The organism is Frankia sp. AgB32 (assembly GCF_023243045.1).
Lineage (GTDB): Bacteria > Actinomycetota > Actinomycetes > Frankiales > Frankiaceae > Frankia.
In genome coordinates, this window is record NZ_JALKFX010000103.1 from 16,875 (window position 1) to 31,568 (window position 14,694).

13 protein-coding genes are annotated in these 14,694 nt (G+C 72.5%); 12 read left to right on the top strand and 1 reads right to left on the bottom strand.

Annotation, left to right across the window (positions count from 1 at the left end; all coding sequences use genetic code 11):
* Positions 1–19: 19 nt before the first annotated feature.
* Positions 20–517, bottom strand: a complete 498-nt coding sequence (gene bldD, locus MXD60_RS23225; RefSeq protein WP_009742788.1) for a transcriptional regulator BldD — start codon at positions 515–517, stop codon at positions 20–22.
* 417 nt (positions 518–934) lie between these two features.
* On the opposite strand from bldD, the gene pyrR reads away from it, so the two are divergent.
* From pyrR to metK, 12 genes are all read left to right on the top strand, one after another.
* Positions 935–1,615, top strand: a complete 681-nt coding sequence (gene pyrR / locus MXD60_RS23230; protein WP_248821462.1) for a bifunctional pyr operon transcriptional regulator/uracil phosphoribosyltransferase PyrR — start codon at positions 935–937, stop codon at positions 1,613–1,615.
* Positions 1,616–1,667: 52 nt separating this feature from the next.
* Positions 1,668–2,591 (top strand): aspartate carbamoyltransferase catalytic subunit, encoded by a 924-nt coding sequence (locus tag MXD60_RS23235; protein ID WP_248821463.1) that lies wholly within the window; start codon positions 1,668–1,670, stop codon positions 2,589–2,591.
* A 74-nt stretch (positions 2,592–2,665) separates the two neighbouring features.
* On the top strand, positions 2,666–3,976 hold the full coding sequence (locus MXD60_RS23240) for a dihydroorotase (RefSeq protein WP_248821464.1): 1,311 nt from the start codon (positions 2,666–2,668) through the stop codon (positions 3,974–3,976).
* On the top strand, positions 3,973–5,205 hold the full coding sequence (locus MXD60_RS23245; protein ID WP_248821465.1) for a PH-like domain-containing protein: 1,233 nt from the start codon (positions 3,973–3,975) through the stop codon (positions 5,203–5,205). Before MXD60_RS23240 ends, MXD60_RS23245 begins: the two co-directional genes overlap by 4 nt.
* Positions 5,202–6,458 (top strand): glutamine-hydrolyzing carbamoyl-phosphate synthase small subunit, encoded by a 1,257-nt coding sequence (gene carA / locus MXD60_RS23250; RefSeq protein ID WP_248821466.1) that lies wholly within the window; start codon positions 5,202–5,204, stop codon positions 6,456–6,458. The genes MXD60_RS23245 and carA overlap by 4 nt, the downstream gene beginning before the upstream one ends.
* Positions 6,458–9,895, top strand: a complete 3,438-nt coding sequence (gene carB / locus MXD60_RS23255) for a carbamoyl-phosphate synthase large subunit (protein WP_248821467.1) — start codon at positions 6,458–6,460, stop codon at positions 9,893–9,895. The genes carA and carB overlap by 1 nt, the downstream gene beginning before the upstream one ends.
* A complete protein-coding gene (gene pyrF / locus MXD60_RS23260) occupies positions 9,892–10,674 on the top strand; it encodes an orotidine-5'-phosphate decarboxylase (protein ID WP_248821468.1) in 783 nt (260 codons plus the stop codon). The genes carB and pyrF overlap by 4 nt, the downstream gene beginning before the upstream one ends.
* Positions 10,675–10,905: 231 nt before the next feature.
* Positions 10,906–11,223: an integration host factor, actinobacterial type gene (mihF, locus tag MXD60_RS23265; RefSeq protein WP_009742797.1), complete on the top strand. Its 318-nt coding sequence runs from the start codon at positions 10,906–10,908 to the stop codon at positions 11,221–11,223.
* 244 nt (positions 11,224–11,467) lie between these two features.
* Positions 11,468–12,010 carry a guanylate kinase gene (gene gmk, locus MXD60_RS23270; RefSeq protein WP_248821469.1) on the top strand — a complete coding sequence of 181 codons (543 nt, stop codon included), beginning with the start codon at positions 11,468–11,470 and terminating at the stop codon, positions 12,008–12,010.
* Positions 12,011–12,191: 181 nt separating this feature from the next.
* Positions 12,192–12,476 carry a DNA-directed RNA polymerase subunit omega gene (rpoZ, locus tag MXD60_RS23275; RefSeq protein ID WP_248821470.1) on the top strand — a complete coding sequence of 95 codons (285 nt, stop codon included), beginning with the start codon at positions 12,192–12,194 and terminating at the stop codon, positions 12,474–12,476.
* A 7-nt stretch (positions 12,477–12,483) separates the two neighbouring features.
* Positions 12,484–13,791 carry a bifunctional phosphopantothenoylcysteine decarboxylase/phosphopantothenate--cysteine ligase CoaBC gene (gene coaBC, locus MXD60_RS23280; protein ID WP_248821471.1) on the top strand — a complete coding sequence of 436 codons (1,308 nt, stop codon included), beginning with the start codon at positions 12,484–12,486 and terminating at the stop codon, positions 13,789–13,791.
* A gap of 42 nt (positions 13,792–13,833) precedes the next feature.
* Positions 13,834–14,694 (top strand): methionine adenosyltransferase (metK, locus tag MXD60_RS23285; protein WP_248821472.1); only part of this gene is annotated, 861 nt, incomplete at its 3' end.

The following is a 14,694-nucleotide window of genomic DNA, read 5'->3' on the forward strand; positions in this document are numbered from 1 at the left end:
GGATGGTGCTGGCGAACTGTCAGACGTCCGAAGCGGTCGCGTCCGCGCCCTGCTCCGGGGACAGCACGCCCCAGGAGACGAGCTGCTCGGTGAGCTTGCTCGGCGAGGTGTCGTAGATCACCGCGAGGGAGCGCAGGTCCTCGTAGCGGATGGACAGGACCCGGCCGTTGTAGTCGCCGCGCTGGCTCTGGATGGTGGCCGCGTAGCGGGCGAGCGGGCCGCCCTGCTCCTTGGGAACCTGGGAGAGGCGCTCGAGGTCGAGGACGATCCGCGGGGACTGCTCCAGCGGAGCAACGGTGGAACCCTCGGGAAGCAGTTCGCCCACGGGGACGCCGTAGAACTCCGCGAGCTCCGAGAGCCGCTGTACCGTGACAGCACGATCCCCACGTTCGTAGGAACCGACGACGACGGCTTTCCACCGACCGTGCGACTTCTCCTCGACGCCATGAAGCGAGAGCCCCTGCTGGGTGCGTATTGCGCGCAGCCGAGCACCGAGCGCCTTCGCATAGTCGGACATCGGAGTGCCCACTCCTGTCGTGATTGATCACTGGAACCGGGGCTCATGCCGCCGGCGGTTACCGATAGTAGTGCCCACCGGGTAGAGGCTCGACACCCGGGGGGTCGTGTCGCTTCTTTCTTTGTACCACTTTCTGTAGCCCTTCGGTTGCGCGCTCCGCCTGCCCGGCGGGAACTTCGGCCTGCCGCCGTAGCCGCGGGCGCGCGAACGAGAACGGTGACGGGTAGTCACGAACCACTCATGGTAGTTGACGAGGCAACGAGATGTCCGGGAGTGCGGAACTCGTCGGTGCGAGGCCGTCGGGACGCGTGCGGCCGGTCCTCGCGCAGACCCTCACACGCCCGGAGTGCCCTGGTAACGTCGCCGGGACCGCTCCTTTAAGGACCGTCCCGTGAGGCGGGGAAGGAGGGATGCCGCGTGGCTGTGCCCGCCGCGGGTAGCCCCGCGTCGCGCCGTCCCGGCGTTGCCCGGACAGTACTGTCCGCCGACGACATCACTCGAATCGTCAGCCGGATGGCGCATCAGATTCTGGAAAAGACCTCCGGTGGTGCCGGTGTCGCGCTGCTCGGCATACCCACCAGAGGGGTACCCCTCGCGCACCGACTGGCACGGCGAGTACAGGCCGTCGAAGGTGTGGATCTCCCGGTCGGCTCCCTCGACCCGACCATGTATCGCGACGATCTGCGACTGCGCGGGGTGCGGCCACTCGAGGTGACCGAGATTCCGGACGGCGGTGTCGACGGCCGGGTGGTCGTTCTCGTCGACGACGTCCTCTACTCCGGGCGCACGGTGCGCGCCGCGCTCGACGCGCTCGCCGCCTACGGCCGCCCGCGGGCGGTCCAGCTCGCCGTTCTCGTCGACCGCGGCCATCGCGAGCTGCCGATCCGGGCCGATTACGTCGGGAAGAACATGCCGACCTCGCGCCGCGAGTCGGTGGCGGTGCGGCTGCGGGAGATCGACGGCGCCGACGGCGTCGTCATCCTTCCACCCGCCGTCACCCCGGCCGGCGACGGAGCACCGGTCGACGGGCCGGTGGTCGACGGGCCGGTGGTCGACGACGACGGGGCGATCGGCGACGAGGCGGGGGAGCGGGCATGACGAGGACACCGGGCCTGACGAGGACACGGCGGGCCGCGAGCGGAGGCCGGACGTGAAGCGCCACCTGCTCTCGACCGAGGACCTCGGCCGGGACGACGCGTTGCTGGTGCTCGACACCGCCGAGCGGATGGCGCGGGTGGCCGAGGCCTCGGTCCGCAAGCTGCCGACCCTGCGCGGCCGTACCGTCGTCAACCTTTTCTTCGAGGATTCCACCCGCACCCGCACGTCCTTCGAGGTAGCCGCCAAGAGACTGTCGGCCGATGTGATCAATTTTTCGGCGCGTGGGTCAAGCGTGTCGAAGGGCGAAAGCCTGAAGGACACCGCGCAGACCCTGGAGGCGATGGGCGCGGATGCGGTGGTCTGCCGACATTCCGCCAGTGGCGCGCCGCACCGGCTCGCCACCTGGGTACGCGGCAGCGTCGTGAACGCGGGCGACGGCACCCACGAGCACCCGACCCAGGCGCTGCTCGACGCGTTCACCATGCGCCGGCGCCTCGGCCGCGTCGACGGCCTCGCCGTGACGATCGTCGGCGACGTGCTGCACTCCCGGGTCGCCCGGTCCAACGTGTGGCTGCTGACCACCCTCGGGGCCAGTGTGACGGTGGTGGCTCCGCCGACGCTGTTGCCCCTCGGTGTCTCGTCGTGGCCGGTCGAGGTGTCGTACGACCTCGACGCGGTGCTTCCGAAGAGCGATGTGGTCATGATGCTGCGGGTCCAGCGGGAACGGATGTCGGCGGCGTTCTTCCCGACCGAACGGGAGTACAGCCGCCGGTACGGCCTGGACGTCGACCGCGCGGCGCGGCTGGCGGACCACGCCCTGGTCATGCACCCCGGCCCGATGGTCCGCGGCATGGAGATCTCCTCCCAGGTCGCCGACTCCGCCCGGTCGACGGTGGTGGAGCAGGTCGCAAACGGAGTGAGCGTGCGGATGGCCGTGCTGTACCTGCTGCTGGGCGGTTCCGGAGAGACGACATGAGTGGGGACAGGGACACAGTGGGATCGGCAGGCACAGTGGGATCGGCAGGCGCGCGGGGTCAGGATGGGTCGTGGGTGCTGCGCCGGGTGCGCCCGCTCGGCGGCGAGGCCGTCGACGTGCTGCTCACCGACGGGATCATCGGCGCCTGGCGCCCGGCGGGCTCCACCACGCCGGACTCCGAGGGCCTGCCACCCGGTACCACGATCCTCGACACCGACGGGCTGATCCTGCTGCCCGGCCTGGTCGACCTGCACACCCACCTGCGCGAGCCCGGCCGGGAGGATGCCGAGACGGTCGAGTCCGGCACCCGCGCCGCCGCCCTCGGTGGCTACACCACCGTGTACGCGATGGCGAACACCACTCCGGTCGCCGACACCGCCGGCGTCGTCGAGCAGGTCTGGCGGCTCGGCCTGGACGCCGGCCACTGTGACGTGCGGCCGGTCGGCGCGGTCACCGTGGGCCTGGCCGGGCAGCGGCTGGCGGAACTCGGCGCCATGGCCGACTCCGCCGCCGGCGTGCGGGTGTTCTCCGACGACGGGCACTGCGTGTCCGACGCGCTGCTCATGCGCCGGGCGCTGGAGTACGTCAAGGCCTTCGACGGTGTCGTCGCCCAGCACGCCGAGGAACCGCGCCTCACCGCGGGCGCCCAGATGAACGAGGGCGAGGTCGCCGCCCGTCTCGGCCTGCCAGGCTGGCCCGCGGTCGCCGAGGAGGCGATCATCGCCCGGGACGCGCTGCTCGCCGGGCATGTGGGCTCCCGCCTGCACATCTGCCACGTCTCCACGGCCGGCTCGGTGGACATCATCCGCTGGGCGAAGGCGAAGGGCTGGCAGGTCACCGCCGAGGTCACCCCGCACCACCTGCTGCTCACCGACGACCTGGTCAGCTCCTTCGACCCGGTCTACAAGGTCAACCCGCCGCTGCGCACCGCCCGGGACGTCGCCGCGCTGCGCGAGGGCCTCGCCGACGGCACGATCGACTGCGTCGCCACCGACCACGCCCCGCACGCGCTGGAGGACAAGGAGACCGAGTGGGCCGCGGCCCGCCCCGGCATGCTCGGCCTGGAGACGGCGCTGTCGGTGGTGATGGAGACGATGGTCGTCGGCGGTCACCTCGACTGGGCCGGGGTGGCCGAGCGGATGGCCCTCGCCCCGGCACGGATCGGTGGTCTGCCGTGCACCGAGGGCGGGCCGGGGAGTTCCATAGCGGTGGGTGCGCCCGCGACCGTGACGCTGCTCGACCCCTCGCCCCGGCGGGTGGTCGACGCGGACGCGCTCGCCAGCCGCAGCCGCAACACTCCCTATGCGGGGCGGTCCCTGCCGGGAACTGTCCGCGCCACGTTCCTGCGGGGCCGACCCACCGTGCTCGACGGGAAGGTCGTATGACAGCCTCGCTGCCCGCCACGCCGCTGCCGGCCACGCTGCCGGCCGGCACGTCGCTGCCCGGCACGTCGGTCGTGCTCGCCCTCGGCCGGGCCCCGAGCCGCCTGGGCCTGCAGGTGCTGCTCGCCGTCGGCCTGCTGCTGCTGCTCGTGGCGATCGTCGGCGCGCTGGCGCGGGCCTGGCAGAGCCGGGCCACCGAGCAGGAGGAGAACCTGCCCGACCTGCCCGAGCCCCCGACGGAGCCCGGCACGGTGCTCGCCGCCCCGCTGCGCGGCACCTACCTGGGCACCGTCGATGCCGGCCACTGGCTGGAGTGGATCGCCGCCCGTGGGCTGGGCGGGCGGATCGCCGGGTACGTCAGTGTGTACGAGACCGGCGTGCGGGTGGACCGCGGCGGCGACACGTTCTGGATCCCCCGCGACGCCGTGCGCGGTGCGCGCCTGGAACGGGCGCACGCCGGCAAGGTGTCGGCGCCCGGCCGGCTCATCGTCATCGCCTGGTCGTACGGCGGCCACGAGCTGGAGACGGGTTTCCGCGGCGAGGACCGCGCCCGTCAGCCCAAGGCGGTGCGGGCCGTGCACGAGCTGATCGGACCGCCGCCGGCGCATCTCGCCGGGGGCGACATCACCTCGCCGCACGCGCTGCCCCGGATCCGACCGAGGTTGCGCCCGCGGTCGACAGCGACCGGACCGGCCCGGCCCGGGTCGGGTCAGCCCACCGAGGAGATGCCGGCGATCCGCACCGCGGTGCGCCGCCGCCGCGGGCCGCGGGGCGACGGCCGGGCACCGGACCCGCGCGGCGCGGACCCGCGGCCCGTCGCCGAGCGCCGGGCCGAACCCCGCCGGGATGACCGGCGGGCGGCCGACGGCTACCCCCAGCGCCGGCCGGCCGGTCGCTACCGCCCGGCGGACGCCCGTCAGCCGGATCCTGGTTTCCCGCCAGACGCCCGCCACCCAGACGCCCGCCACCCAGACGCCCGCCACCCAGACGCCCGCCACCCAGACGCCCGCCACCCGGAGGCACGCAATCCGGAGGACCGCCATCCGCAGGACCGCTACCCGGACGCGCGCCGCGCGCAGCCCGTCGTCGATCCGCGCCATCCGGGCGCGCACGCGCCGGAACCCCGCCACAGTGGCTGGGACCACCCCGAGCAGACCGACCCCGGCCGGTCCCCGGTCGATCCTTTGACCTCGCCCCTCGGTGAGGTCCGCAGGCTGAAGGAGGATCGTTGAGCACCCTCACCACCAGCCCCGGCGGCGCCGCCGGCGAGTGGCCGGAGGCCACCGCGACGGCCGCGCCGGGCCGCCCGGCCGGCCGAGCGCGCCCGGCCCGCGCCGTGTTCATGCTGGAGGACGGCCGCAGCTTCGCGGGTGAGGCCTACGGCGCGATCGGCGAGACGTTCGGCGAGGCCGTGTTCTCCACCGGGATGACCGGCTATCAGGAGACGCTGACCGACCCGTCCTTCCACGGCCAGGTCGTCATCATGACAGCGCCGCACATCGGCAACACCGGCGTGAACGACGAGGACTACGAGTCCGACCGCATCCAGGTCGCGGGCTTCGTCGTGCGCGACCCGGCACGCCGGCCGTCGAACTGGCGTTCCCGCGGCAGCCTCGATGACGAGCTCGCCGGCGCCGGTGTGGTCGGCATCAGCGGCATCGACACCCGGGCGCTGACCCGCCACCTGCGCGAGCGGGGGGCGATGCGCTGCGGGATCAGCAGCCAGCTCGGCGACCAGCCGGCGGATGGCCCGTGGCCGGCGCTGCTGGAGAAGGTGCTCGGCTCGCCGCGGATGGTCGGCGCCGACCTCGCCCCGCTGGTCTCCACCCGGGCGCCGTACGTGGTGCCGGCCCGTGACGGTGCGCCGCTGTTCACCGTCGCCGCGCTGGACCTCGGCATCAAGCGGGCCACGCCGGCGGCGCTGGCGGCGCTGGGCTGCGAGGTGCGCGTGCTGCCGGCCCGCACCACCGGCGAGGAACTTCTCGCGCTGAACCCCGACGGGGTGTTCCTGTCCAACGGCCCGGGCGACCCGGCGACCGCCGACTACGCCGTCGACGCGCTGCGCACCGTGCTGCGCGCCGGGGTGCCGGTCTTCGGGATCTGCTTCGGCCACCAGGTGCTGGCCCGGGCGCTGGGGTTCGACACGTACAAGCTGACCTACGGCCACCGCGGGGTGAACCAGCCGGTCGGCGACGTGGCCACCGGCCGCATCGCGGTGACCAGCCAGAACCACGGCTTCGCCGTGCGCGCGCCGCTGACCGGCGCGACGGACACCCCGTTCGGCCGGGTGGTCGCCAGCCACATCGGCCTCAACGACGACGTCGTCGAGGGATTGGAGTGCCTGGACGTGCCGGCATTCAGCGTGCAGTTCCATCCGGAGGCGGCCCCGGGCCCGCATGACGCCGCCGAGTTGTTCGAGAAGTTCCGCGACCTGATGGCCGCGACCCGCCAGACCCGCGCGGCGAGTGCCGGAGGGCGGTCCTGATGCCCCGGCGCGACGATCTGCGCAGCGTCCTGGTGATCGGCTCGGGGCCGATCGTCATCGGCCAGGCCTGCGAGTTCGACTACTCCGGCACCCAGGCGTGCCGGGTGCTGCGGGCGGAGGGCCTGCGGGTCGTCCTGGTCAACAGCAACCCGGCCACGATCATGACCGACCCGGAGCTCGCCGACGCGACCTACGTCGAGCCGATCACCCCGGACATCGTCACGAAGATCATCGACCGGGAGCGTCCCGACGCGCTGCTGGCCACCATGGGCGGCCAGACGGCGCTGAACACCGCCGTCGCCCTGCACGACTCCGGGGTGCTGGAGCGCTTCGGCGTGCGGCTCATCGGCGCGAACATCGACGCGATCCGTGCCGGTGAGGACCGCCAGGCGTTCAAGGACATCGTCGCCGCCGTCGGCGGCGAGACCGCGCGCAGCGCGATCTGCCACACCGTCGAGGAGTGCCTGGCCGCGGGGGAGGAGTTCGACTACCCCGTCGTCGTGCGGCCGAGTTTCACCCTCGGCGGCGCCGGCAGCGGGTTCGCCCACGACCCGGCCGAGCTGACCCGGATGGCCGCCGCGGGGCTCGCGGCGAGCCCGTCGACGGAGGTCCTGGTCGAGGAGTCGATCCTCGGCTGGAAGGAGTTCGAGCTGGAGCTCATGCGCGACCGCGCCGACAACGTGGTCGTCGTCTGCTCCATCGAGAACGTCGACCCGATGGGCGTGCACACCGGCGACTCGATCACCGTCGCGCCGGCGATGACCCTGACCGACCGCGAGTACCAGCAGATGCGTGACATGTCGATCGCGGTCATGCGGGCCGTCGGCGTCGACGCGGGCGGCTGCAACATCCAGTTCGCGGTGGACCCGGCCACCGGCCGGCAGGTCGTCATCGAGATGAACCCGCGGGTCTCGCGCTCCTCGGCGCTGGCGTCGAAGGCCACCGGCTTCCCGATCGCCAAGATCTCGGCGAAGCTCGCGCTGGGCTACACCCTCGACGAGATCCCCAACGACATCACCCGCACCACGCCGGCCGCCTTCGAGCCGACGCTGGACTACATCGTGGTGAAGGTGCCGCGGTTCGCGTTCGAGAAGTTCCCCGGCGCGGACGAGACGCTGACGACCACGATGAAGTCCGTCGGCGAGGCGATGGGCGTCGGGCGTAGCTTCGCCGAGGCGCTGCAGAAGGCGCTGCGGTCGATGGAGGCCACCGGCGCCACGTTCTCCTTCACCCGGTCCGACTTCACCCGGTCCGACGACGACGCGGACGCGCTGCTCGCCCGGGCCCGGGAGCCGCGCGACGGACGCCTCGCGGTCCTGCAGCGGGCGCTGCTCGCCGGCGCCGACCCGGCCGAGGCCAGCCGGGTCACCGGCATCGACCCCTGGTTCGTCGACCAGATCGTGTTCGTCAACGAGGTCGCCGCCGCCGTCACCCGCGACCCCGCCGGCATCCGCCGGGCCAAGCGGGCCGGGTTCTCCGACGCGCAGCTCGCCGAGATCCTCGACACCAAGGAAGATGTGGTCCGGGCGTTCCGGCACCGGGCCGGCATCCGGCCGGTGTTCAAGACCGTCGACACCTGCGCCGCCGAGTTCGCCTCCGAGACGCCGTACCACTACTCCGCCTACGACGACGAGTCCGAGGTGGCGCCGAGCGACCGGCCGCGGGTCATCGTGCTCGGCAGCGGCCCGAACCGCATCGGCCAGGGCATCGAGTTCGACTACGCCTGCTGCCACGCGGTGATGGCGCTGTCCGACGCCGGCTACGAGACCGTCATGGTCAACTGCAACCCGGAGACGGTCTCCACCGACTACGACACCGCCGACCGGCTCTACGTCGAGCCGCTGACGGTCGAGGACGTCCTCGAGGTCGTGCACGCCGAGCAGCAGGCCGGCCCGCTGGCCGGCGTGATCGTCCAGCTCGGCGGGCAGACCCCGCTGGGCATCGCCGCGGCGCTCGCCGACGCCGGCGTGCCGATCGTCGGCACTCCGCCGAAGGCGATCCACCTCGCGGAGGACCGCGGCCTGTTCGGCCGGGTGCTCGCCACCGCCGGCCTGCCCTCTCCCCCGCACGGGGTGGCGACGTCGTTCGCCGAGGCGCGCACCGTCGCCGAGCGCGTCGGCTACCCGGTGCTCGTCCGCCCGTCGTACGTGCTCGGCGGGCGTGGCATGGAGATCGTCTACGACGACACCATGCTGCGCGACTACATCGAGCGGGCCACCGCGATCTCCCCGGAGCACCCGGTGCTCGTCGACCGGTTCCTCGACGACGCCGTGGAGATCGACGTCGACGCGCTGTTCGACGGCGAGACGCTCTACCTCGCCGGGGTGATGGAGCACATCGAGGAGGCCGGGGTGCACTCCGGCGACTCGGCGTGCGCGCTGCCGCCGATCACGCTCGGACGCTCCGACCTGGAGCGCATCCGCACCTCCACCGAGGCGATCGCCCGCGGCGTCGGGGTGCGCGGCCTGCTCAACGTCCAGTACGCGCTGCAGTCCGACGTCCTGTACGTGCTGGAGGCCAACCCGCGCGCCTCGCGGACCGTGCCGTTCGTGTCCAAGGCGACCGCGGTGCCGCTGGCCAAGGCCGCCGCCCGGGTGATGCTCGGCGCGACCATCGGCGAGCTGCGGACCGAGGGCCTGCTGCCGCGCACCGGTGACGGTGCCAGCCTGCCGCTGGACTCGCACATCGCCGTCAAGGAGGCGGTGCTGCCGTTCGGCCGGTTCCGCGACGCCGTCGGGCGCGGGGTCGACACCGTGCTCGGGCCGGAGATGAAGTCCACCGGCGAGGTGATGGGCATCGACGACGGCTTCGGCACCGCCTACGCCAAGTCGCAGGCCGCCGCCTACGCCGGCCTGCCCACCTACGGACGGGTGTTCGTCTCGGTGGCGAACCGGGACAAGCGGGCGATGATCTTCCCGATCAAGCGGCTCGCCGACCTCGGCTTCGTCGTCTACGCCACCGAGGGCACCGCCGACGTGCTGCGCCGCAACGGCGTCAAGGCCGTCGTGCTCGGCAAGCACCGCTCGCCCACCGAGGGCCTGCTCGACTGCGTGGAGATGATCATCTCCGGGCAGATCGACCTGGTCATCAACACCCCGTGGGGGGTAGGTCCCCGGCTGGACGGCTACGAGATCCGCACCGCCTGCGTCAGCGCCGGCGTGCCGTGCATCACCACCATCCAGGGCGCTGCCGCCTGTGTGCAGGGCATCGAGGCACTGGTGCGCGGGGAGCTCGGCGTCCGGCCGCTGCAGGAGTACCACACCGCGCTGCGCGAGGCCTGGGACGGCGGCGTCGCCGCCGACCCGGACGCCCGGGAACCCGGCGGGTCAGCCGGGTCGTCGGCCGGGACGGCCCGGGCGGCGCCCGAGTCGTCCGCGGCGGGAGACGCGGCGGGCGCACCCGTCGCCGATCTCGACCCCGCCCGGTCCCGCGGGTGAGCGGGGGAGTGCGGTCCCGCTACGCGCCGCCCGCCGGCCGCGCGCCGCTGGCGGTCGCGCTGGACGCGCCCGACGGGGCGACCGCCGTGCGCTGGGCGCGGGCGGTCGCCCCCGCGGCCGCCGTTCTGAAGATCGGGATGGAGCTGTTCTACCGCGAGGGGCCGGCGGTCGTGGCCGCGCTGCGCGCCGAGGGCCTGCTCGCCGAACCGGGTGCGGGCGGGCGCGGCGCCGGCGCGCCGGAGCTCTTTCTCGACCTGAAACTGCATGACATTCCGGCAACTGTCGCCGGCGGCATGCGATCCGTCGCCACGCTGCTTCCTCGGTTCATCACCGTCCATGCCGCGGGCGGGGCGGCGATGATACGCGCGGCGATCGAGGCGGCCCCCGAAGCCGAGGTGGCTGTTGTGACCGTACTCACCTCGCTCGACGCGGCGGCGCTGGCTGCGATCGGGCTCGCCGGGCCGCCGGACGACGCGGTCCGCCGCCTCGCGACGCTGGCCGTGGAGGCCGGGGCCAATACCCTTGTGTGCAGCCCGCGGGAGGTCCGAATGGTCCGTTCGGAGCTGGGTGACTCCGTGACTCTCATCACGCCCGGAGTGCGTCCGGAGGGTTCCGACGTGGCTGATCAGGCCCGGATTGCGACCCCCGGGGAGGCCCTCCAGGCAGGCGCGGACCTGGTCGTGATGGGCCGTCCCATCACCCGAGCCACCGATCTGGGCGGCGCCGCGAGGGCGGTCGCAGACAGTATTTCCGCAGGTAGAGCGCCTGCGGGGGGCTGACGGCCGAGGTCAGGGCAGGGTGTGTTCGTCCTGGTGCGGTACGAAGCGGTACGGTGGGGCCGTCGTAGACCGAAAGGGTGCGGCACGTGCTGGCCACCCCTTTCGTCCCGTCAAAGCCTTCTCTTGTGCGGACAATATGTCCGCATCAGAGTGTTGTGGCCAAGGCTGGACCGAGGAACCACTTCCTCGCTAGTTTGCGCGGCGCGATCACCGAATTGAGGAGGCGTACCCGTGCCCCTGCCGCCCCTAACGCCAGAACAGAGGGCCGCCGCCCTCGAGAAAGCGGCTCTGGCTCGTAAGCAGCGCGCGGAACTCAAGGAGCGGTTGAAGAAGGCGGAGACCACTCTGGCCGCTGTACTGGAACAGGCCGAGGCCGATGAGGTCGTCGGCAAGATGAAGGTTTCGGCTGTTCTCGAGTCCCTCCCGGGGGTGGGGCGCGTACGCGCCCAGAAGATCCGGGAACGGCTCGGCATCAGTCCGACCCGTCGACTCAGAGGGCTCGGCGCGAAGCAGCGCGCCGCGCTCCTCGAGGAGTTCGGAACGGCCTGACCCGGCGGAGTGGAATTCCACTCCGACATCCGGGGAAGACCGGGCGGGTCGTGGCTTCGCCGCTGTGCGTGGCACCACTCACGCCCTTCCGGAGAAGCCAGGTGACCTACCGCGCGGATCGGGGGCCGGAATTCTCTACCGTCCCCCGATCCGAATGTCCATGGGAAACAGGTCCCGACCCGAGTAGTCAGCGGGCGGACGACCGGCCGCGCCGTAGCCGGCTCGCAGGCCCTAGGGTGGGTCCGTGCGCCTCACAGTGCTGTCCGGTCCGTCCGGTGTCGGGAAGGGAACGGTCGTCGCGGCCGTCCGCCGACGTCATCCCGAAGTCTGGGTGTCGGTGAGCGTGACCACCCGGGCCCCGCGGCCCGGGGAGACGGACGGCGTCGAGTACCACTTCGTCGACGCCGAGGAGTTCGCCCGGATGGTCAAGCTCGGCGAGTTCGTCGAGCACGCCATGTTCGCCGGGCACGCGTACGGCACCCCGCGGCGCCCGCTCGTCGAGCGGCTCGCGACGGGCGTGCCGTGCCTGCTGGAAATTGAGCTGCTCGGTGCCCGCCAGGTGCGCTCGGCGATGCCGGATGCACGTTTCGTGTTCCTCGTCCCGCCGACGTTCGACGAGTTGACGCGGCGGCTGACCACGCGGGGCACCGAGCCGCCCGAGGTCATCGCCCGCCGGCTGGACCGGGCCAGGATCGAGCTCGCGGCGGAAACGGAGTTCGACCACGTCGTCGTCAACGACGAGGTGGGAGGCGCGGCCGACCGCTTGGTAGCATTGATGATCGACTGAGTTCCGTGCGGTCACTCCGCGGTTGCGACGTGGCGGTGCTTGTAGCGGCACCGTGGCGGCGCCACGCAGTCGCGCACAGTGTGTGCGCGACGGGCGCGGGTGTTTCCGTGCGAGGCTCGGTGGTCCGGGCGGCGGCCGCCGTCCCGGGCCCGCGCACCTGAGCACAACCCGGAAGGACATCGTGGCCGGTACCGTCGCCCACCCCGAGGGCATCACGAACCCCCCCATCGACGAGCTGCTCGAGGCCACCGACTCGAAGTACAGCCTGGTCATCTACGCGGCCAAGCGGGCTCGCCAGATCAACGCCTACTACTCCCAGCTCGGCGAGGGCCTGCTGGAGTACGTCGGCCCGCTGGTCGAGACGACCAACGCCCAGGAGAAGCCGCTGTCGATCGCGCTGCGCGAGATCAACGCCGGCCTGCTGACCCACGAGACCGTCGCCGACAGCCTGTCGCCGGTCGTCTGAGGCGGCCGTGGCCGACGAGCTGACCGCCGCCGCGCCCCCACCGGCCCGGCGCCCCCGCGTCGTCCTCGGCGTGGCCGGTGGGATCGCCGCCTACAAGGCGGTCGAGGTGTTGCGCCGGTTCACCGAGTCCGGCCACCGGGTGCGCGTCGTGCCGACGCCGTCCGCGCTGCGGTTCGTGGGTGAGACGACCTGGGCGGCGCTGTCCGGCGGTCCGGTGACCACCGGGGTGTGGGACAACGCCGACGAGGTGGCGCACGTGCGGATCGGCCGGGAGGCCGACCTCGTCCTCGTCGTCCCGGCGACCGCCGACCTGATGGCCCGCGCGGTCGCCGGGCGGGCGGATGACCTGCTCACCGGCACCCTGCTCACGGCCACCTGCCCGGTGGTGTTCGCCCCGGCGATGCACACCGAGATGTGGCAGCACCCGGCCACCCGGGCGAACGTCGCGACCCTGCGGGCCCGGGGCGCGATCGTGCTCGACCCGGCGGTCGGGCGGCTCACCGGCGCCGACTCCGGGCCCGGCCGGCTGCCGGAGCCCGCGGAGATCGCCGCTCTCGGGATGTCCGTGCTCGCTCGCGGGGCGGACGGTGTCCGGCCCGACCTGGCCGGCCGGCACGTGCTGGTCACCGCCGGCGGTACCCGCGAGTACCTCGACCCGGTCCGGTTCCTGGGCAACGCGTCGAGCGGTCGCCAGGGTTATGCCGTCGCCAGGGCCGCGGCGGCGCGGGGCGCGACGGTGACGGTGGTCGCGGCGAACGTGGCCCTGCCCGAGGTCGCCGGCGCGCGCACGATCGCGGTCACCTCCGCCGCCGAGCTACGGGAACGGGTGCACGAGGAGGCGCCGGCCGCCGATGTGGTCGTGATGGCCGCGGCGGTGGCGGATTTCCGGCCGGCGGCGCCACAGGCGTACAAGATTAAGAAAGAGACCTCCGCTCCCGACACGATTGCGCTGGAGCGAAACCCTGACGTGTTGTCCGAGTTGCTGGTGAACCGCCGTCCGGGACAGCTTCTCGTCGGATTCGCCGCTGAGACGGGTAGCCCGGACGGGGGTGTTCTGGACCACGCCCGGGCCAAACTCGCCCGAAAGCCGGTCGATCTGCTCGTGGTGAACCAGGTCGGCAACGGGCTCGGCTTCGAGGTCGCCGACAACGCCGCCGTGGTGTTGGACACCAACGGTCGGCAGACCACGATCGATCGCATGAGCAAGGACCTGGTCGCACACCGGATTCTCGATCTCGTCGTCGGGTTCTCGACCGACCGCGCAGATGGAACGGGCGTTGAGCCAGTGCGGGTGCCCGTGCGGACACCTCGGTAAGCTTCATCGGAATCAACGGGATCTCCCAGGGGGTAAGACCAAGTGGCGACGCGCCTGTTCACGTCCGAGTCCGTCACCGAGGGACATCCGGACAAGATCGCTGACCAGATCAGCGACTCCATCCTCGATGCCATGATCAAGGACGATCCGAAGAGCCGCGTCGCGGTCGAGACGCTGATCACGACCGGCCAGGTGCACGTCGCCGGCGAGGTCACCACCAAGACCTACGTCGACATCGCGGCGGTCGTCCGCGAGCGCATCCTGGAGATCGGGTACGACTCCTCGAAGAAGGGCTTCGACGGCGCGTCCTGCGGCGTCAGCGTCTCCATCGGCGCGCAGTCGGCGGACATCGCCCAGGGCGTCGACACCGCCCACGAGTCCCGCGTCGAGGGTTCCGTCGAGGACGAACTCGACCGCCAGGGCGCGGGCGACCAGGGCCTGATGTTCGGCTTCGCCTGCGACCAGACCCCCGAGCTCATGCCGCTGCCGATCGCGCTGGCCCACCGGCTCGCCCGCCGGCTGTCCGCGGTCCGCAAGGACGGCCAGGTCGGCTACCTGCGTCCGGACGGCAAGACCCAGGTCACCATCGAGTACGCCGACGGCCGGCCGGTCCGCCTCGACACGGTCGTCGTGTCGACCCAGCACGCCGCCGACATCGACCTCGACACGCTGCTCGCCCCCGACATCGCCGAGTACGTCGTTGAGCCGGAGCTCGCGCTGCTCGACATCTCCACCGAGGGCCGCCGCCTGCTGGTCAACCCGACCGGCCGGTTCGAGATCGGCGGCCCGATGGGCGACGCCGGCCTCACCGGCCGCAAGATCATCGTCGACACCTACGGCGGCTACGCCCGCCACGGCGGCGGCGCGTTCTCCGGCAAGGACCCGTCCAAGGTCGACCGCTCC

Bases quoted from the DNA above. Each gene is read 5' to 3' on its own strand.
- carB (WP_248821467.1), top strand. From the start codon at position 6,458: ATGCCCCGGCGCGACGATCTGCGCAGCGTCCTGGTGATCGGCTCGGGG.
- MXD60_RS23245 (WP_248821465.1), top strand. From the start codon at position 3,973: ATGACAGCCTCGCTGCCCGCCACGCCGCTGCCGGCCACGCTGCCGGCC.
- bldD (WP_009742788.1), bottom strand. From the start codon at position 517: ATGTCCGACTATGCGAAGGCGCTCGGTGCTCGGCTGCGCGCAATACGC.